Source organism: Streptomyces sp. NPDC054834, assembly GCF_053611185.1.
Genome location: NZ_JBSGZV010000011.1, coordinates 41,521 through 60,933 on the forward strand (window position 1 = coordinate 41,521; position 19,413 = coordinate 60,933).

At 71.1% G+C, this 19,413-nt stretch carries 10 protein-coding genes and 3 pseudogenes; 4 read left to right on the forward strand and 9 right to left on the reverse strand.

Features of this window, described 5'->3' with window-relative positions; translation table 11 throughout:
• Positions 1-40: 40 nt before the first annotated feature.
• The 3 genes from ACWGJM_RS17125 to ACWGJM_RS17135 are packed head-to-tail and all read right to left on the reverse strand — an operon-like array spanning position 41 to position 3,742.
• Positions 41-991 carry a carbohydrate ABC transporter permease gene (locus tag ACWGJM_RS17125; RefSeq protein ID WP_453412496.1) on the reverse strand — a complete coding sequence of 317 codons (951 nt, stop codon included), beginning with the start codon at positions 989-991 and terminating at the stop codon, positions 41-43.
• The gene (locus ACWGJM_RS17130) at positions 988-2,022 is read right to left on the reverse strand and encodes an ABC transporter permease (RefSeq protein WP_453412497.1); all 1,035 of its coding nucleotides are present in this window, start codon (positions 2,020-2,022) and stop codon (positions 988-990) included. The genes ACWGJM_RS17125 and ACWGJM_RS17130 overlap by 4 nt, the downstream gene beginning before the upstream one ends.
• Before the next feature lie 28 nt (positions 2,023-2,050).
• Positions 2,051-3,742, reverse strand: a complete 1,692-nt coding sequence (locus ACWGJM_RS17135) for an extracellular solute-binding protein (RefSeq protein WP_453412498.1) — start codon at positions 3,740-3,742, stop codon at positions 2,051-2,053.
• A 344-nt stretch (positions 3,743-4,086) separates the two neighbouring features.
• On the opposite strand from ACWGJM_RS17135, the gene ACWGJM_RS17140 reads away from it, so the two are divergent.
• On the forward strand, positions 4,087-6,927 hold the full coding sequence (locus ACWGJM_RS17140; RefSeq protein ID WP_453412499.1) for a glycoside hydrolase family 3 C-terminal domain-containing protein: 2,841 nt from the start codon (positions 4,087-4,089) through the stop codon (positions 6,925-6,927).
• Between the two features lie 82 nt (positions 6,928-7,009).
• Here ACWGJM_RS17140 and ACWGJM_RS17145 read toward each other — a convergent pair whose 3' ends face one another.
• From ACWGJM_RS17145 to ACWGJM_RS17155, 3 genes are all read right to left on the reverse strand, one after another.
• Complete coding sequence (locus ACWGJM_RS17145) at positions 7,010-8,455, reverse strand: aldehyde dehydrogenase family protein (RefSeq protein WP_453412500.1); 1,446 nt, start codon at positions 8,453-8,455, stop codon at positions 7,010-7,012.
• 364 nt (positions 8,456-8,819) lie between these two features.
• The gene (locus tag ACWGJM_RS17150) at positions 8,820-10,403 is read right to left on the reverse strand and encodes a PucR family transcriptional regulator (RefSeq protein WP_453412501.1); all 1,584 of its coding nucleotides are present in this window, start codon (positions 10,401-10,403) and stop codon (positions 8,820-8,822) included.
• 130 nt (positions 10,404-10,533) lie between these two features.
• On the reverse strand, positions 10,534-12,939 hold the full coding sequence (locus tag ACWGJM_RS17155) for an ATP/GTP-binding protein (RefSeq protein WP_453412502.1): 2,406 nt from the start codon (positions 12,937-12,939) through the stop codon (positions 10,534-10,536).
• Between the two features lie 278 nt (positions 12,940-13,217).
• On the opposite strand from ACWGJM_RS17155, the gene gabT reads away from it, so the two are divergent.
• From gabT to ACWGJM_RS17170, 3 genes and pseudogenes are all read left to right on the forward strand, one after another.
• Complete coding sequence (gene gabT / locus ACWGJM_RS17160) at positions 13,218-14,552, forward strand: 4-aminobutyrate--2-oxoglutarate transaminase (protein ID WP_453412503.1); 1,335 nt, start codon at positions 13,218-13,220, stop codon at positions 14,550-14,552.
• A 133-nt stretch (positions 14,553-14,685) separates the two neighbouring features.
• A pseudogene (locus tag ACWGJM_RS17165) lies at positions 14,686-14,907 on the forward strand (phosphatase PAP2 family protein); the annotation flags it as partial.
• A 372-nt stretch (positions 14,908-15,279) separates the two neighbouring features.
• A pseudogene (locus tag ACWGJM_RS17170) lies at positions 15,280-15,531 on the forward strand (phosphatase PAP2 family protein); the annotation flags it as partial.
• A gap of 82 nt (positions 15,532-15,613) precedes the next feature.
• Here the strand turns inward: ACWGJM_RS17170 and ACWGJM_RS17175 are convergent.
• The 3 genes and pseudogenes from ACWGJM_RS17175 to ACWGJM_RS17185 all read right to left on the reverse strand — a co-directional run bounded on the left by ACWGJM_RS17175 (position 15,614) and on the right by ACWGJM_RS17185 (position 19,396).
• Complete coding sequence (locus ACWGJM_RS17175; protein WP_453412504.1) at positions 15,614-17,428, reverse strand: chitinase; 1,815 nt, start codon at positions 17,426-17,428, stop codon at positions 15,614-15,616.
• An 85-nt stretch (positions 17,429-17,513) separates the two neighbouring features.
• Positions 17,514-17,863: pseudogene (locus tag ACWGJM_RS17180) on the reverse strand (hypothetical protein).
• A gap of 114 nt (positions 17,864-17,977) precedes the next feature.
• Positions 17,978-19,396 carry an NAD(P)/FAD-dependent oxidoreductase gene (locus tag ACWGJM_RS17185; RefSeq protein ID WP_453412505.1) on the reverse strand — a complete coding sequence of 473 codons (1,419 nt, stop codon included), beginning with the start codon at positions 19,394-19,396 and terminating at the stop codon, positions 17,978-17,980.
• Positions 19,397-19,413 lie beyond the last annotated feature (17 nt).

The window sequence follows — 19,413 nt, forward strand, 5'->3', positions numbered from 1 at the left end:
CACGGCGCGAACCCCTACGGCGAGGAACCCCGCTCGGGCTTCAGCCCTTGACGGCTCCGGTCAGCATGCCCTTCTTGAAGTGCTTCTGGACGAAGGGCGAAAGGACCGCGACCGGCAGCAGTGCCATCACCATGACCGCCATCTGCACGGCCAGCCCGGACAGCTCACCCGTCTTGATGGCCTGGCCGAGACCCACCGGAGCCTCCTGTTTCTGCACCAGCTGGATCATGACGTTCTGCAACGGCATCTTGTCCTGGTCGTTGAGGTACAGGGACGCGTTGAACCAGGCGCTCCAGTACCCGACGGCGTAGAACAGGGTGATCACGGCGATGACGGCCCGGGACAGCGGCATGACGATCTGCCAGAGGATGCGGAAGTCCCCCGCGCCGTCGATGCGGGCGCTGTCGATGAGTTCCTGGGAGATGCCCATGAAGAAGCCGCGCAGGACCAGGATGTTGAAGACGCTGATCGCGCTGGGCAGGATCAGCGCGAGATAGCTGTCGGTCAGGCCCAGCGACTGCACCAGCAGGTACGTGGGGATCAGACCGGCGCTGAAGAACATCGTGGCCAGCAGCAACATCAGGATCCAGCGGTGGCCCAGGGAGCCGACGCGGGAGAGGCCGTAGGCGCACAGCACGGACACCGTCATCGAGAACAGCGTGCCGACGAGGGTGATCAGGATGCTGATGACCGCGGCCCGGGTGACCTGGCCGCCGCTGAGGAGCTCCTTGTAGGCGACGAAGGTGATGCCCTTGGGCACCATCACCAGTCCACCGGCCTCGTCGATGGTCTTGCGCGAGGACAGGCTGGTGACGATGACGATCCACAGCGGGAAGAGGATGCCGAGGCAGGCGAGGGTGAGGACGAGTCCCTTGCCGGCCAGGCCGGCCTTGCTGGGCTCCTCCTCCCAGACGGGCCGTGGCGGTGCCTCCCACCAGCGCGGCTCGCCCGCCGGCTGGTCGATGACGGCCTTGTCGACGATGGCGGTCACTTCTTGTACACCCCCTGCTCGCCCATGAGATGGGCCACCTTGTTCGCGGCGAGGACCAGGCCGAGGCTGATCACGCCCTTGATCAGACCGGCTGCTGCCGCGTAGCCGAAGTCCTGGTTGCGGACGCCGTTCCACCACACGAAGGTGTCGAGCACCTCCGCCGCTCCGGGGCCGACTGCGTCGCGTTGCAGCAGGATCTGTTCGAAGCCGACGGTGAGGGCGTCACCGACGCGCAGCACCAGCAGCAGGGCGATCACCGGGCGCAGCGCGGGCAGGGTGACGTGCCACATGCGGCGCCAGCGCCCGGCGCCGTCCATCGCGGCGGCCTCGTACAGGTCCGGGCTGACCGACGCCAGCGCGGCGAGGAAGACGATGATCCCCCAGCCGGCGTCCTTCCACACGCTCTGCGCGGTGACCAGGAACTTGAAGGTGGACGGGTCGGTCATGATGTCGAGGCCGTCGTACCCGTGCTGCCGCAGCAGCTGGGAGAAGATGCCCGCGCCGCCGAGCAGTTGCTGGAAGACGGCGATGACCAGCACCCACGAGAAGAAGTGCGGCAGGTAGAGGATCGCCTGCGAGATCGCCCGTACCCGGGGCCGGACCACGCTGTTGATGAGCAGCGCGAGCAGGATGGGGATCGGGAAGAACAGCACCAGTTGGAGGGAGAAGAGCACCAGTGTGTTCTGGACGGCGTTCCAGAACGCGGAGTCCTGGAAGATCCGCTGGAAGTTCTCGAAGCCCACCCAGGGGCTGTGCAGCATGGAGACGACGCCGTTGTCGCTGATGTACGGGTCGTAGTCCTGGAAGGCGACGATGTTGCCGAGGATCGGCACATAGTTGAAGAGCAGGACCAGCAGGACGGCCGGCAGCGTCATCAGGAGCAGTACGCGGTCGCGTCTGAACCTCAGCCGCGGACTCAGCTTCCCGGAGGGTCGTTGCTCCCGGGAGCCGGTGGCGCCGCCGGACGCCACCGGAGTCTTCCCCGTCGTGTCGGCCTCGGCCCTGCTCCGAGGCACCGTGCTGTGGGACACGGCCCGATCTCCTTGCCTCAGTGCCCGGTCAGCTCGCCGCCGTGCCGTTGTCGTCGAGCAGCTTCTTGTACCAGTCGCGCAACTTGTCGCCGCCCTTGCTCTTCCAGTCGGAGACGGCCTGCTGCATGTCGCTGATCTTCTTGCGGCCTCGGGTGATGTCGTCCTCGAGCTGCTCGAAGTCGTTGCCGAGGTTGGTGTAGCGGGAGGGCTCGGTGATCATCTGGCCGTAGAAGCTCGACTTCTTGGTGAAGGCGCCCATCCGCTGCTGCCACTCGACCTGGGCCTTGGCGACGTCGGGGAAGTCGGGGTGGGCGATGGTGGCGGCGGGGCTCGCGACCATGACGTAGGCGTTGAGGACCTCGTTGTTGCCCTGGGTGGTCTTGGTGGGCACGCCGTTCTTGACGGTGTAGTGGGTGCCCTCGACGCCGTAGTTGGTCGCCATGTACTCCTTGGTGCCGTACGGCGCGGCGGTGACGTTGGCGACGGCCAGCACGTCACGGATCACGGATGCGGAGGCCTTCTTGTTGATGAAGGCGAAGATGCCGGCCGGCTGTTCGGCCCAGAGGGTGGGGTTCCCGCCGTCGTGGCCGAAGACGTCCATGCCCCAGATCTTGAAGTCCGGGTTCTGGGTGGCCTGTTCGGCGGTGCGGCTCCACCACTGGCTGATGTTGTTGGCGTAGATCAGGAACTCGCCCGCCGCGAACTTGGGGCCGGGGTCGGGTGCCGTCTTGCCCAGCTTGCCGTCGGGATGCACGACCCCGGCGGCGAAGAGCTTGCGGGTCCACTCCAGCGCCTCGAGGTACTCGTCGGTCTCGATGCGGTTGACCAGCTTGCCGTCGACGAGGTTCCAGCCGAGCGGCTTCTCACTGCCCGAGAGCACGCCGAAGGCCTGGAAGGCCGTCCACTTCATGTCCATGCACGCCCAGCGCTTGGCCTTGGCGTTGGTGATCTCCTTGGCCAGGGACAGGAACTCGTCCGCCGACCGCGGGATGTCGTACCCCTCCTTGTCGAAGATGTCCTTGCGGTAGAGGGGCACGATGCCGGTGACGTACGGGGAGGGCTGCGGCAGGCCGCGCAGCTTGCCGCCGAAGATGCAGCGCTGCCAGGCGTCCGTCGGGATGGCCGCGAGGTTCGGGTACTCCTTGACCTTGTCCCCGGAGAGGTAGGGGCCGAGGTCGGCGAACTTGTTGATGATGGCGGTGGGTATCTTGCCGCCCATGTTCCAGCTGGGAACGACCACGACGTCCGGCAGGTCGCTGGAGGCGAGGACCGCGCCGAGCTTCTGGTCGTAGGTGTTGCCGTCCTGGTTCTGCCAGACGACGTCCACGCCGATCAGATCGTTCATGGCCTTGTAGTAGGCGTTGTTCTGCTTGGGCGGGGAGCCCCAGAACGGCGACATGATGGTGACCTTGCCGTCCTTGCCGAGCTTCTTCGGCACCGAGGACTTCAGCGTGGCGAGGTCGAGCTTGCCGGTGAAGCCGATCGCCGAGCCGTTCTTGGCGGGGATGTCCGGTGTCACCACGTTGCTGGCCACGTAGCTCGGGAGCAGCTTCTTGGCGCCCTTGCCCGCGCTGGTGCCGCCGCCCGACCCGCTGTCCGACCCCCCGCAGGCGGTCAGCAGCGGCATCCCTCCCGCCACCGCTGCGGCGGCGACCGCCGTGGAGGCGAGGAAGCTTCTCCGGCTGGGAGCGGAGGCGGCGGTGGCGGCGTTCGGCGTCATTGCGTCAACCCTTCATGGCACACCAGGACACCCGGCGGGAGGCCGTCGGCTGCGGTGTCTCGAGTGGAACTGGCTGAGCTGAAGCGGTTCACAGCTGCTCTGGCGAGTCGTCGAAGCGCTTCGATGTTGCTGCGAGGTTAAGTGAACACCTGGGGGCGCACAAGGGTCGATTCCAAGATTCCTCCGAGGTGCCCGCGTCTCCGCACGGCCTCATATGCGGCTTGAAATGTCGGTGAGAAGTCCGAGTTGTTGCGCCGGGGAGTCTTGACACCCACCCGGTTGTCGAATGAGCATCGAAGCGCTTCGAAAGCGCCTCGCCGCTCCGTCCCAAGGGGAACCCGCCCGTGACCGAACACACGCCCCCCACGCCGCCTTTCCGCGATCCGCAACTGCCGTTCGCGAAGCGCATCGACGACCTGTTGGCGCGGCTCACGCTGGACGAGAAGGTCGCCTTCCTGCACCAGTTCGCGCCCGCCGTGGAACGGCTCGGCGTCGCCGCGTTCCGCACCGGCCAGGAGGCGCTGCACGGGGTGGCGTGGATGGGCCCGGCGACGGTGTTCCCGCAGGCGGTGGGTCTCGGCGCGACCTGGAACCCGGATCTGGTCCGCCGGGTCGGCGAGGCGGTGTCCAAGGAGGTGCGGGCGATGCGCGCCCTCGACGACCGCGTCGGCCTCAACGTCTGGTCCCCGACCGTCAATCTGCTCCGGCATCCGCTGTGGGGCCGCAACGAGGAGGGCTACTCGGAGGACCCGAAGCTGACCTCCGCGATCGCCACGGCGTACACGCACGGTCTGCGCGGAGATCATCCGACCTACTGGCGCACCGCGCCGGTCCTCAAGCACTGGCTCGCCCACAACAACGAGACCGACCGGGCCACCTCGTCGGCCTCCGTCCGCCCGCGCGTGCTGCGCGAGTACGACCTGCGGGCCTTCGAGGAGACGGTCAGGGCGGGCGCGGTGGCCGGGGTGATGCCTGCCTACAACCTGGTCAACGGGCGTCCCAACCACCTCTCCCCGCAGCTGCGCGAGCATCTGCGCACCTGGACCGACGAGGACCTCCTGGTCTGCTCGGACGCGGGCGCGCCCTCGAACCTGGTCGACGCCGAGCACTACTTCGACACCCACGAGGAGGCCACCGCGGCCGCCCTGCTGGCCGGCGTCGACAGCTTCACCGACCACGGCACGGACGGCTCGCGGATCGTCGCGCGGGTACGCGGGGCCCTCGGCCGGGGCCTGCTGACGGAGTCCGACATCGACACCGCCGTCCGCCGTCAGCTGTCGGTCCGCTTCCGGCTCGGCGAGTTCGACCCGCACTACGACCCCCATCTGGGCACCGGCGAGTTCGACACCCCGGGACACCGCGCACTCGCCCAGGAGGCGGCCGAGCAGGCGGTGGTACTGCTCAAGAACGACGACGGCCTGCTGCCCCTCGCCCCGGACACCCGCGTCGCCGTGGTCGGTCTGCTCGCCGACGAGTGCAAGCTGGACTGGTACAGCGGCACGCTCCTGCACCGGTCCACTCCTCTGGAGGGCCTGTACGAGCGGTTCTGCGCGGAGCGGGTGGAGTTCGCGGAGGGCGTGGACCGGGTCCTGCTCAAGACCTCCGCCGGTACGTTCCTGCACGTACCGCCCGCCCCCGAGGCCCCCGACGAGGTGCGCGGCGCCGAGGGCGCCCTGGACCCGGCCCTGCTCGCCGGCCGCACCGACCTGCCCCCGCTCACCACCGACACCACCGGCACCGAGTTCGCGCTCGTCGACTGGGGCGAGGGCGTGCTGACGCTGCGCGCGCCCGACGGCCGCTATCTGTCGGTCGCCGAGGACGGTCATGTCCGCGCCTCCGCCGACCAGCCGGGCGGCTGGATCGTGCAGGAGACGTTCCGCCTGGAACGGCACGGCGACGGTCACCTCCTCAGGCACCTCGGTACGGGTCGCCATGTCTCGGTCTCCGCGGACGGAGTAAAGGTTGCCGACGAGAATCCGGAGATCCTGGAGCTCATCGTCACCGAACGGGCCGAGGACGCAGTGACGCGGGTCACGGCGCGGGCCGACGTGGTCGTGGTGGTGGCGGGCAACGACCCGCACATCAACGGCCGCGAGACCGAGGACCGCACGACCCTGGACCTGCCCGCCCACCAGGAGCGGCTGCTGCGCGCGGCGCGGGCCGCGAACCCGAACACGGTGCTGGTGCTGGTCTCGGCGTACCCGTACGCGGTGGACGTCGCGCGGCTGCCCGCCGTGCTGTGGACCGCGCACGGCGGGCAGGCGGCGGGCACCGCCCTGGCCCGTGTCCTGGCCGGTGACGTCTCCCCCGCGGGCCGTCTCCCGCAGACCTGGTACGCGGCCGACGCCGACCTGCCCGACCTGCTCGACTACGACGTCATCGGCTCCCGCCAGACGTACCTGTACTTCGAGGGAACGCCACTCTTCCCCTTCGGCCACGGCCTGTCGTACGCGTCCTTCGCCTATGCCGACCTGGCGGTCCGGGTGGCGGACGACGCGGTGCACGTGTCGTTCACGGTCACGAACGCCGGTGACGTCCCTGCGGACGAGGTCGCCCAGCTCTACACCCGCGCGGTGGACCCGTCGGCCGTCCGCCCGCGCCGTGAGCTGGCCGCCCACCGTCGGGTCGCCCTGGCCCCGGGCGAGCGGGCGGAGCTGAGCTTCGAGGTGCCCCTCGCCGCCTTCGAGTTCTGGGACGTGGCGCAGGGCCGCCGGCGCCGGGAGCAGGGCCCGTACGACCTCCTCGTCGGCGCCTCCAGCGCGGACGTCCGGCTGCGCACGTCCGTCCTCCTCGACGGCGAGCCCGCCGCCCCGCGTGCGGTGCTCCGGCGCGGCCTGGAGGCGGCCGACTTCGACGAGCAGTCCGGCGTCGCTCTGGTGGACCGTACGAAGGTGTCGGGTGACGCGGTGACGCCGGCGGACGGGGGCACCGGCGAGCTGATCTACCGCGACTGCGACTTCGGCGAGGGTGTGACGGAGGTGACCGTCCAGGTGGCGGGTGAGGGCGTGGTCGAGCTGTCGCTGGACGGCGGCCCGGCGCTGGCGGCCCTGACCCTCGAGGAACCCACGTCCGGCCCGTACGACTACATCTCGCTCGGCGCCGGGATCGTCGCCGAGGGCGTGCGGGACGTGCACCTCGGACTGCGCGGCCCGGTGCGGCTCGCGCACGTCGGCTTCTCCGGTTGAGGGTCCGGACGAAGCCGGCACAGAGAAGGGGCCCGGCACCGGAAGTCATCGGTGCCGGGCCCCTTCGGGGAGCGTACGGGGGCTAGAGGGCGAGGCCGGTGAGGACCAGCACCCGCTCGTAGGTGTAGTCGTCCATCGCGAACTTCACGCCCTCGCGGCCCACGCCGGACTGCTTGGCGCCGCCGTACGGCATCTGGTCGGCGCGGTAGGACGGGACGTCGCCGACGACCACGCCGCCGACCTCGAGGGCGCGGTGGGCGCGGAAGGCGGTCTGGAGGTCGTGCGTGAACACGCCCGCCTGGAGGCCGTACTTGGAGTCGTTGGCGGCGGCGAAGGCCTCGGCCTCGCCGTCCACCTTCTGCACGGTGAGGACGGGCCCGAAGACCTCCTCGCAGGAGATGGTCACGTCCGCCGGTACGTCGGTGAGCACGGTCGGCGCGTAGGAGGCGCCGTCGCGGTCACCACCGGTGAGGAGGGTGGCCCCGGCCTCGACCGCCTCCTTCACCCACGACTCCACGCGCTTGGCGGCGTCCTCGCTGACCAGCGGGCCGACGTCGGTCTTGTCGTCGGAGGGGTCGCCGGTGACCTGGGCCTCGACGGCGGCGACGATGCGCGGCAGCAGGCGGTCGTGGACGGAGGCGTCGACGATCACGCGCTGCACCGAGATGCAGGACTGGCCGCCCTGGTAGTTGGAGAAGGTGGCGATGCGGGTGGCGGCCCAGTCGAGGTCCGCGTCGGAGGCGTAGTCGCCGAGGACGACCGCGGCGCCGTTGCCGCCCAGCTCCAGGGTGCAGTGCTTGCGCGGCACCGAGTCCATGATCGCGTAGCCGACCTTCTCGGAACCGGTGAAGGAGATCACCGGCAGCCGCTCGTCCTGGACGAGGGCGGGCATGCGGTCGTTGGAGACCGGGAGGATGCTCCAGGAACCGGCCGGCAGGTCGGTCTCGGCGAGCAGGTCGCCGATGATCAGGCCGGAGAGCGGGGTGGCGGGCGCCGGCTTGAGGATGATCGGGGCGCCGGCGGCGATGGCCGGGGCGACCTTGTGGGCGCACAGGTTCAGCGGGAAGTTGAACGGCGCGATGCCGAGGACGACGCCCTTCGGGAAGCGGCGGGTGAGCGCGAGGCGGCCCTGGCCGCCGGCGTCGGTGTCGAGGCGCTGGGCCTCGCCGCTGTTGAAGCGGCGGGCTTCCTCGGCGGCGAACCGGAAGACGGAGACCGCCCGGCCGACCTCGCCCCGAGCCCACTTGATGGGCTTGCCGTTCTCGGCGGAGATCAGCTGGGCGATCTCCTCGGTGCGCTCGGCGAGGCGCTTGCTGACGTGGTCGAGGGCGGCGGCGCGGACGTGGGCCGGGGTGGCGGCGAAGTCCTCGCGGACGGCGTGGGCGGCGGCGACGGCCTCTTCGACCTGGGCGTCGGTCGGCACGCTGACCTTGGCGACCAGTCGGCCGTCCCAGGGGGAGGTGACGTCGAAGGTGTCCTCGCCGGTGACCTGGCGGCCGGCGAGCCAGAAGGCGTGGGTGGAAGTCATGTGCGTTCTCCGGCCCTTCCGTGTTCGGGGTGTCTCTCTGGTTGTCCAGGTCCACGGTAGGGCGGGGGCGGCGGGAGAGCGCTTGTCCGAGCTGTAGTGGTGGGGGTTGGCTGTGCGCCGGTTTGGAGGGGTGGGGCTGAGCCGGCGGTTTCCTCGCCCCCGCCGCCCCTACCCTTCCCGTCCCCAGGGGCTCCGCCCCTTCGACCCCGCCGGGGCTCCGCCCCCGAACCCCGTCGGCCTGAACGGCCTCGGCATCGAACGCCGGGCAGGCTGCGAGGGTGGGGCCGCGCCACCCGGTCGGCCCGCACGGGTGGTGGGTGGGCACAGGCCCGTGGGGTCTGGGGGCGGAGCCCCTCCCGTGGCGCTAATCGGGCGACGTGGCCTTCAGGGCGAGCCACAGCTCCATGCGGACGTCCGGGTCGTCCAGGGAGCGGCCGAGGATTTCCTCGACGCGGCGCATCCGGTAGCGGAGCGTGTGGCGGTGGACGCCGAGGTCGGCCGCCGCCGCGTCCCACTGGCCGTGCCGGGAGAGCCAGGCGCGGAGGGAGGCGACCAGGTCGCCCCGGCCCGTCGCGTCGTGTTCGTGCAGCGCGCGCAGCAACCCGTCCGCGAATGCCTTCACCGCGTCGTCGGCCAGCAGCGGCAGCACCGAGCCGGCCGCCAGCTGTTCGTGCTCGACCAGTACCCGGCCCCGCCGGCGGGCGACGGACAGTGCCTGCTCGGCCTGCTTGTAGGCGGCCGCGGCGGCGATCGGCCCGGCGGGGGCGGACAGCCCCACCACCGGCTCGCCCTCGTCGGCGCCGCCCTGCTCCGGCCCGTTCCGCGCCGTCTCCAGCGCGGCCGCGTACTCCGCGCAGGCGGCCACCGCGGCACCGCCGTCCGCGGCGAGCACCACCAGCCGCTCCCCCTCCGGCACGATGAGCACGGCCTCCCCGGCGCGGGCGGCGGCGGACTCCACCGTCTCGGCCAGTCCGTCCAGCGGGTCCCGGCCCGTGTCCGCGGCGGCGAGGGCGGTGGCGACGATCATCCGGAAGGGCGCGTCGAGGAGCCCGCCGTAGAGGTCGCCGGCGACGGCCCGGGCGTGGTCCGGCTCTCCGGCGAGCAGCATGCGCAGCACGGCCGCGCCGACCCGCTGCTCGGCCGCGTGCAGCGAGCGGGAACGTTCGGTGGTGAGGGTGAGCAGGGCGATCGCGGAGTGGACGGCGTACCGCTCGGCCGTGCCGAGGGCGGCGGCCGTGCCCACGGCGAGCGCCGCGCGCGGTCGCCGCCCGGTGCCGAGGGTGTGCAGCTCGACCCGGTCGTCGTGGTCCGGGAGACCGACCACCGACGAGGCGGGCGCGGGCCGGTCCCGCAGCCGCTCCACGTCCGCGGTGAGCCGGGTGGCCCGCCGCCCGGCCCACTCCGGCGCGGTGGCGACGACGGCGCCCGAGGCGTCGTACAGCGCGGCCCAGCCGTCGACCTGCGTGGCGAGCGCGCCGAGCAGCCCTTCGGGGCCGGCGTTGAGTGCTTGCCTCGTGAGCTCCCGCTGGGCGGCGAAACCGGCGGTCACCGCCCGGTACTGGTCGGCGGCGATGGCGGCGGACACCGCCTTGCTGATCGCGAGGAACGGGGTGCGGCGGGGCACCTCCAGCAGCGGCAGCCCTTCCTGCTCGGCGGCGTCGACGAGGGCCTTGGGGATCTCGTCGTAGTTGACCCCGACGGCGAAGCCGAGCCCGACGACGCCCGCGCCGACCAGCCGCTTCACATACCGCCGCATCGTTTCCGGGTCCTCGGCGTCCAGCTTGAGGGCGGTGATCAGCAGGAGCTCGCCGCCCTCCATGTAGGGCACGGGGTCGGCGAGCTCGCTGACGTGGGCCCAGCGGACGGGCACGTCGAGGCGGTCCTCGCCCGCGCGCACGGTGAGTTTGAGCGCGGAGTGGTGGACGAGCGAGGCGAGCGTCGGGGGCATGGGGCCTTCAGGTCTGGGGAGATCGGGTGATCGTTGTGATCTTTTGGCCGTGGCGTATGAACGGCCTATGCCGATTCTGCCTCACCGTACGGTCACCCGCTGACCTTATGTACGTACCTCTGTACGGACGTCAACCACGCAGATCGACCAGCAGCGGCGGGGCGTGCTCGCCCTTCACGTCGGTCAGCGACAGCACCGCGTGGCCCGGGGGCACCTCGTGGGCCAGCTGGGAGGCCGACCAGCGCTCCCGCTCCACCTGCTTCACGGTCACGGCGTCCGTGGTCACGGCCTTTCCGGTGACGAGCTTGCGCAGCGCGTGCAGAGCCCGGGTCATCGGCTGGTCGGCGAAGACGGTGTGCTTGGCGACCTCCTTGGTCTCCACCCACTCGGTCCCCCAGGCGTGCGCGAACCGGCTGCCGTCCCAGGTGGTCACGCCGGAGAAGGCCATGCGGCAGCCGACGGCACCCAGCAGCGGGCCGTGCAGCGCCTCGGGCACGTCGGCGATCGTGCGCAGGGCCAGGACGACTCCGGCGTTCAGGGAGCGCAGGCGCTGTATGCGGCGCACCGACTCGCCGGTGACCGTCCCGGTGGCGTCGTCCAGGACGAGACAGGCGAAGTGGGCCGGCCGGCTCTCCCGTACGACGGTGCTGAACTGGGCGAGAACGAGCCGGGTGATCAGGCGGGCGGCCTCCTCGTGCCCGCGCTCGGGCAGGTCGATGCGGACGCGCAGCGGATGGTGGGCCACCGCGCGCAGGGAGAAGGGACGGATCTGGTCTCCGGCGCCGAAGAACCCGGCGAAGACGGGCCGGTCCAGAGTTGCGAGCCGGTCGGCGAGGACCGGGCCGGCGTCGGCCGCGCCGCCGGCCTGCCGCATCCGGGCGTCGAGTTCGCGGCGCATCACGGCGTGCCCGTCGCCCATGAGCGCGTCGCGCAGGGACGACAGTGCCGCCTGGTCACCCTCCAGCAGGTCGCGCAGGACCGGCAGCGGCGGGAAGTGCCCGTGCACGGCGCGGTAGGGGCCGAGCAGCTGGGCCAGCGCGGTGGCGGCGCTCTGGCTGCTGACGGTGTCGAGGTCCCCCACCAGTGCCTCGGCGAGGAATGCGGCGGCTTCGTCCGGGTCGTCGGCCTCCGCGTACGGGTCGAGGTCGTGGACGGAGGCGGGGTCGCCGATCCGGACGACGACGTCGAAGGCCGAGTCCGAGCCGATCGGGGAGCCCGTGGCGGAGACCACGACCATCGCGCACCGGCCGGTGAGCGCCTGGAGCGCCAGCGCCTCGGTCACCGGCTCGATCACATGCCGGGTCTTGCCCGCCCCCGGCGGCCCCACCAGCAGGAGGGAGGTACCGAGAACGTCCGGGCCGACGGCCGCGCCCGCTCCGTGGTAGGCGCGTGGCGTCCGCTCCCCGGGCGCCCATCGCCCGATGCGCACCTGGCCCTCGAGCAGGTCGTGCCGTGCGGTGCGGCCGGGCAGGTCGCGGGCCCCGGACGGGTGCGTCCAGGCCGCGGCGCCCTGTCGCAGCACGGTGTCCGTGAAGTGCGCGAGGCGCGCCCCGCTCCGGGACTCGGCCCAGACGCGTTCGATACGGGCGCAGTCCACGTCGTTCATCCGGCCGGCGGCCGCGTCGGCGGTCAGGACATCGGCCGCCTGGTGCTGTCCGGCGTGGCGCAGCTCGGGCCACTGCGACCGCGGCAGGTCCGGGGCCGGTGGGGCTGCCGGGTCCGCCGTGGCCCGGCGGCGCTCCGCGAGCTCCTTCGCGTACGCCCACCAGCCGCCGACACGGGCGAAGGGCCACAGGACCAGCAGGGTGATGAGCGCGTACAGCCCGTCGGTCAGGAGCTGCGAGGTGAACACCTCGTAGCCGCCCGCGATCAGGACGATGAGGGAGAACATCGGGTCGACGACCGGCAGGGCATCCCAGCCGGCGCCGAAGGCGCCGGGGAAGACCAGGCTCAGCGCGCCGAGCGCGCCGAGGGCGGCGAGCAGGGCCCGCGCGGGTTGCGGACGGCGGCCGACGACGTGCCGTACGACCTCGGGCCAACCGCCCAGCCGGCCGACCGCGTAGACGAGTACGGCGAAGAAGACGCCGTCGTAGACCACGACGGCCTCGTGGCCCTGCATCCCCTTGGGGGAGGTGGTGCCGCCCCACCACCAGTCGTCCGGAGTGAACAGCCGGAGCACGGCCCACTGGTAGGGGATGCCGCCGTGGCGCCACAGCGACCACACGAGCAGGGCGACGACCAGCGGGATCAGCAGGCCGACGACCGTGATCGGCGGAAGCCGGTCCGGTGACTGCGCACCTTTCGGGGGGCGGAAGCCGTACCGCCAGATGCCGAGTCCGGCGGCCGGGCGCGGCTCGTCGAGCCAGGCGGCGACGGCCGAAGGTTGCGGCGCCGGCTGCTCGAAGCCGTGCGGGCCCGTCACCTGCGGGGGCCGTGCGGGCCGCGGCGGCACCGCGGGGACGTCTTGCGGTCCCGCCGGACGCGGCACAGGATTCGCATGCGTACCCCGCGCGTCCTGCGTCCCGTCGCTGTCCATCTCCCCTGCCCCCTGAGCAGCCGTTCCGTCCACCGTCAGCGAGTCAATCTAACGCCCCGGCCTGGTGAGTTCACCGCTTACGCGGCCGAGAGAGGGCCAAGATGAGAGGTGGACGCCCATGGGCGCCTCGCGGGCGGGCCGGACCGCCATGTCCACCACGGACAACATCAATCCCTGACAACGCCCACATGGAGCATGCCCACCCCCGTCTCACCGACCTAGCCTGCGAGAAGAGAAGGCAAGAGTCGTCAAGGCCGTAGAACCACCAGGAGCCCCCCATGAGCGCACTTCCGCAGGAGCGCCGCGTCGTCACCGCCATCCCCGGTCCGAAGTCGCAGGAGCTTCAGGCCCGCCGTACCGCCGTCGTCGCGCAGGGCGTGGGCTCCGTGCTGCCCGTGTTCACCGCGCGCGCGGGTGGCGGGATCATCGAGGACGTCGACGGCAACCGTCTGATCGACTTCGGTTCCGGCATCGCGGTGACGAGCGTCGGCGCGTCCGCCGAGGCCGTCGTACGCCGGGCCTCCGCCCAGCTCGCCGACTTCACCCACACCTGTTTCATGGTCACCCCGTACGAGGGCTACGTCGAGGTCGCCGAGGCCCTCGCCGAGCTCACCCCGGGTGACCACGCCAAGAAGTCCGCCCTGTTCAACTCCGGCGCCGAGGCCGTCGAGAACGCCGTCAAGATCGCCCGTGTGTACACCAAGCGTCAGGCGGTCGTCGTGTTCGACCACGGCTACCACGGCCGTACCAACCTGACGATGGCGCTGACGGCGAAGAACATGCCGTACAAGCACGGCTTCGGCCCCTTCGCGCCCGAGGTCTACCGGGTGCCGGTCGCCTACGCCTACCGCTGGCCGACCGGCCCGGAGAACGCCGGTCCCGAGGCCGCCGCGCAGGCCATCGACCAGATCAGCAAGCAGGTCGGCTCGGACAACGTGGCCGCGATCATCATCGAGCCGGTGCTCGGCGAGGGCGGCTTCATCGAGCCGGCGAAGGGCTTCCTGCCCGCGATCCGCAAGTTCGCCTCGGACAACGGCATCGTGTTCGTCGCCGACGAGATCCAGTCCGGTTTCTGCCGCACCGGCCAGTGGTTCGCCTGTGAGGACGAGGGCATCGTCCCCGACCTGATCACCACCGCCAAGGGCATCGCGGGCGGCCTCCCGCTCGCCGCCGTCACCGGCCGCGCCGAGATCATGGACGCCGCGCACGCGGGTGGCCTGGGCGGCACCTACGGCGGCAACCCGGTCGCCTGCGCCGGTGCGCTCGGCGCCATCGAGACGATGAAGGAGCTCGACCTCAACGCCAGGGCGAAGAACATCGAGGCGATCATGAAGGGCCGCCTGACCGCCATGGCCGACAAGTTCGACGTCATCGGCGACGTCCGCGGCCGCGGCGCCATGATCGCGATCGAGCTGGTCAAGGACCGCGCCACCAAGGAGCCGAACCCGGAGGCGACCGCCGCGCTCGCCAAGGCCTGCCACCAGGAGGGCCTGCTGGTCCTGACCTGTGGCACCTATGGCAACGTGCTCCGCTTCCTGCCCCCGCTGGTCATCGGCGAGGACCTCCTGAACGAGGGCCTCGACATCATCGAGCAGGCCATCGCGCGGATCTGAGCCACTGGTCCGCACCTGTGACGGACAGTGAATCCACAGCTACGGCAGGCCGTGTGAAGAACGTGTGCGAGGTGGATGACGGGACGCGATTGCACCTGTCCTGGCGCCACCCGCTGCCGTAGGTTCTAACCAGATGAGAGATACACCCCGCCCACAGGGGACTGTGGGCGACATCAGGCCGGGGCCTCCCCAGCTTCGACCTGGTCGTGCCCTCGCGCACACAACCGGGGCCTCTGGTTCCGGATCTCCTCACCGATCGGACAGTCGCCCGCCCCAAACCCCCCGGGGCGCGCGGCGTTCCGGTCCGGACGGCCGCCCCGGAACTACCCCCCCTGTTCCGGGGCGGCCGACCTCCTTCTCGCCTGTGGCCGCGGCCGACGCACCGGGCAGGCTCCCGTAGGATCATCGGTTAGCCCATCATGCGGTGGTCACATGGTCCGCCGGTGCTGGCAGGCTGTCCCCCATGCCCCTCCTGTTCGGCATTCCCGTCGTGTTCTTCGCGCTCATCACCTGGCAGGTGCTGGTCGACGGTCCGCTGATCGGGATGGACGAACGCCTGAGTGCGGCGCTCGTCCACCCGGACCGGTTCTCCGCGTTCCTGGCCGACCTGGGCAACGTCCAGGTCGCCGTACCCGTGCTCGTCGCCGCCGTGGCGTACACCGCCTGGCGGGGGCGCGCCACCGGTATGGACCGGTGGTGGCTGCCGCCCCTGGCCGCGGCCGTCCTCATGGCGCTGGTCCCGGCGATCGTCGTACCGCTGAAGGACTGGACAGCGCGGCCCGGGACGCCCGTGGTGCTCCCGGGGGTCGGCTACTTCCCCTCCGGTCATACGGCGACGGCGGGGATCGCGTACGGTTCCGCGACCCTGCTCCTCCTCCCCCGGCTCGGCTCCCCCGCCGCCCGCCGGACCCTCGTCGGCGTCTGCGCGGCCCTCGTCCTCGGCGTCTCCTACGGCCTGGTCCGCCGGGGCTGGCACTGGCCATTGGACGTGGTGGCCAGCTGGTGCCTGTGCGCGGTGCTGCTGACCGCCTTGTCCCTCGTGCTCGGCCGCGGCGGCGTGCTCAGCCGAAGTACGCGTCGAAGTTCCTCTGGAACTCCCAGTTCGAGTAGCGGTCCCAGTTCACCGACCACGTCATCAGGCCGCGGAGGGACGGCCAGGTTCCGTGGGTCGCGTACGAGCCGCAGTTCGTCTTCTTCGTCAGGCAGTCCAGGGCCTTCGTGACCTCGGACGGGGAGACGTAGCCGTTGCCCGCGTTCGTCGAGGCGGGCATGCCGATGGCGACCTGGTCGGGGCGCAGGGGCGGGAAGACGTTGTTCGGGTCGCCGGCGACCGGGAAGCCGGTGAGCAGCATGTCGGTCATGGCGATGTGGAAGTCGGCGCCGCCCATGGAGTGGTACTGGTTGTCGAGTCCCATGATCGGGCCGGAGTTGTAGTCCTGGACGTGCAGCAGGGTCAGGTCGTCACGGAGGGCGTGGATGACGGGGAGGTACGCGCCACAGCGCGGATCCTGCCCGCCCCACTTGCCGGTGCCGTAGAACTGGTAGCCGTTCTGCACGAAGAAGGTCTCCGGCGCCATCGTCAGCACGAACCTGGAGCCGTACTTGGCCTTCAGGGTCTTCAGGGCCGAGATCAGGTTCACGATCACGGGGGTCGTGGGGTTCTTGAAGTCCGTGTCGTTCGCGTTCAGGGACAGCGAGTGGCCCTCGAAGTCGATGTCGAGGCCGTCGAGGCCGTAATCGTCGATGATCTTCGAGACCGAGGAGACGAAGGTGTCCCTGGCGGCCGTCGTCGTCAGCTGGACCTGGCCGTTCTGGCCGCCGATCGAGATCAGCACCTTCTTGCCGGCCGTCTGCTTGGCCTTGATCGCCGCCTTGAAGTCGGCGTCGCTCTCGACGTTCGGGCATTCGGTGACCGGGCAGCGGTTGAAGCGGATGTCACCCGAGGTGACCGAGGTGGGCTCACCGAAGGCGAGGTCGATGACGTCCCAGCTGTCGGGTACGTCGGCCAGGCGGGTGTAGCCGGAGCCGTTGGCGAAGCTCGCGTGGAGGTAACCGACCAGGGCGTGGCCAGGCAGGCCGCCCGAGCCGCCGCCGGTGCCGGCCGTGGTCGTCGCGGTCACGGCGGCCGATCTGGCGGACTCGCCGGCGTCGTTGGTCGCGGTTACCTGGAAGCTGTACGCGGTGGAGGGGGAGAGCCCGGTGACGGTGGCCGAAGCGCCGGTCACCGTCTGCACCCTGGCCCCGTCGCGGTAGACCGCGTAGCCGGTCGCGCCCGTCACCGCCGACCAGGACAGGGCGACGGAGGACGAGGTGACCGTGCCGGTCTTCAGGCCGGTGGGCGCGGCGGGCGGCTGCCCGGTGCTCGCACCCGGGCCGATCAGGGAGATGTCGTCGGCGTAGTAGGCGCCGGTGCCGTACCAGCCGTGCGTGTAGATGGTCACCTTCGTCGTGGCGGCGCCGGTGGTGAAGGTGGTGGTGAGCTTCTGCCAGTCGGGGGCCGACTGGGTCCAGGTGGAGACGTCGGTGGTGCCGGTGCCGTTCGCACCCAGGTAGACGTAGGAGCCGCGGACGTACCCGGACAGCGTGTACTGCGAGTTCGGCTGCACGGTGACCGTCTGCGCGCACTGGGCGTTGTCGCTGCCGGCCGGAGTCGCCCGCAGTGCGGAACTTCCGCTGTGCACGGGTGATGTGACGGTCGTACCGGCTGTACAGACCCAGCTGTCGAGGGCGGATTCAAAACCGCCGTTCTTCGCGAGATCCGCGTCGGCCGCTCGGGCGGCCGACGAGAGCGCGGTGATGCCGGGTACGGCCAGCAGCGCGGCCGTGAGCAGGGCGAGGACGGATCTGGGGCGTCGGTCGGGTCTGGCGCGGTCCACAAGGGCCTCCGGAGCTGGGGGTGTTGGAGGGGTGGAGCGCACTCAACTTGGTCCAGACCAATCCTGTTGTCAAGGTGCCGGGACGCTACCCGCCCTCCTCTCCACCCCTGGCCGGCTCCGCCGCCGCCTCTCGCATCGCCAGTTCCAGCAAGGTGGGACCGGTGAGCGTGCCGGAGCCGTCGGGCAGCACCAGCCGGCGCACGGTGGTGGCCCGGCCCGGGTGCGGCACGACGATCCAGGTGCCGGGTCCGGCGGCGCGGATGCCGGTGCCGGGCCAGCGGGCCGCGGTGCCGGCGGCACCAGGGCGACCCCCAGCGGGCTGCGCTCCCATTCCCAGCGGCAGGCCTCGGGATCCGGTGCGACGGATGCCGGCCACTCGACCGCCGTCTTGGCCCAGTCATGGGAAGACCTGCCTCCCTCTCGTCCGTGGTTCACGAACGTGGTTCACCAACGTGGTTCACGAGGGAGAGGGAGGTCTCCCGGCGGGCATTACGCGGGTCCCGGCACCCGGAGTGAACCGGGTCACACCCGCCCGTCGGCCGTCGGTGGTCAGCTGTCGAAGCCCAGCCCCAGTCGGTCCATCGTCCTCAGCCACAGGTTGCGGCGGCCGCCGTGGGCGTCCGCGCGGGCCAGGGACCACTTGGTGAGGGCGATACCGGTCCAGGCGAAGGGCTCGGGCGGGAAGGGCAGCGGCTTCTTGCGGACCATCTCCAGCTCCGTCCGCTCGGTGCGTTCGCCGTCCAGCAGGTCCAGCATCACGTCGGCACCGAAGCGGGTGGCGCCGACACCGAGGCCCGTGTAGCCCGCCGCGTACGCCACCTTCCCCTGGTGGGCGGTGCCGAAGAACGCCGAGAAGCGCGAGCAGGTGTCGATCGCGCCGCCCCACGCGTGCGTGAAGCGGACGCCCTCCAGTTGCGGGAAGCAGGTGAAGAAGTGCCCGGCGAGCTTGGCGTAGGTCTCCGGGCGGTCGTCGTACTCGGAGCGGACCCGGCCGCCGTAGTGGTGGATCGCGTCGTAGCCGCCCCACAGGATCCGGTTGTCGGCGGACAGGCGGAAGTAGTGGAACTGGTTCGCGGAATCCCCCAGGCCCTGTCTGTTCTTCCAGCCGATCGACGCCAGCTGGTCGGCGGACAGGGGCTCCGTCATCAGCGCGTAGTCGTAGACGGGGACCGTGTAGGAGCGTACGCGCCGCAGCAGGCTGGGGAAGATGTTCGTGCCGAGCGCGACCCGGCGGGCGCGGACCGTGCCGTACGGGGTGTCCACGGCCATGCCGCCGCCGTACGGCTTCAGGGTCAGGGCCGGCGTGTGCTCGTAGACCCGCACGCCCAGCCGGAGGCAGGCCCGCTTGAGGCCCCAGGCGAGCTTGGCCGGGTGCAGCATGGCCACGCCCCGGCGGTCGTGCAGGCCCGCCTCGAAGGTGGGCGAGTTCACCTGTTCGCGCACGGCGTCGGCGTCGAGGAACTCGAGACCGTCGGCGAGGCCCTTGCCCTGGAGCTCCTTGAACCAGTCGCGCAGTTCCCACGCCTGGTAGGTCTCGGTGGCGACGTCGATCTCGCCGGTGCGTTCGAAGTCGCAGTCGATTCCGTACCGGGCCACCGCCGCCTCGATCTCGTCGAGGTTGCGCTCGCCCAGCTGCTGGAGCGTGTGGATCTCGTCCGGCCAGCGGGTGAGGCCGTTGGGCAGTCCGTGCGTGAGGGAGGCGGCGCAGAAGCCGCCGTTGCGGCCCGAGGCGGCCCAGCCCACCTCACGGCCCTCCAGCAGCACCACGTCCCGCTGCGGGTCGCGCTCCTTGGCGTTGAGCGCGGTCCACAGTCCGCTGTACCCGCCGCCGACGACCAGCAGGTCGCAGGTCTCGGTACCGGTGAGAGCGGGCTCGGGGTGGGGCTTGCCGGGGTCTTCGAGCCAGTACGGGACCGGCTGTGCTTCGGAAAGAGACTTGATCCAATGGGTCATGGCGCTCGGGGCCATGATTTCAACTCCCTACA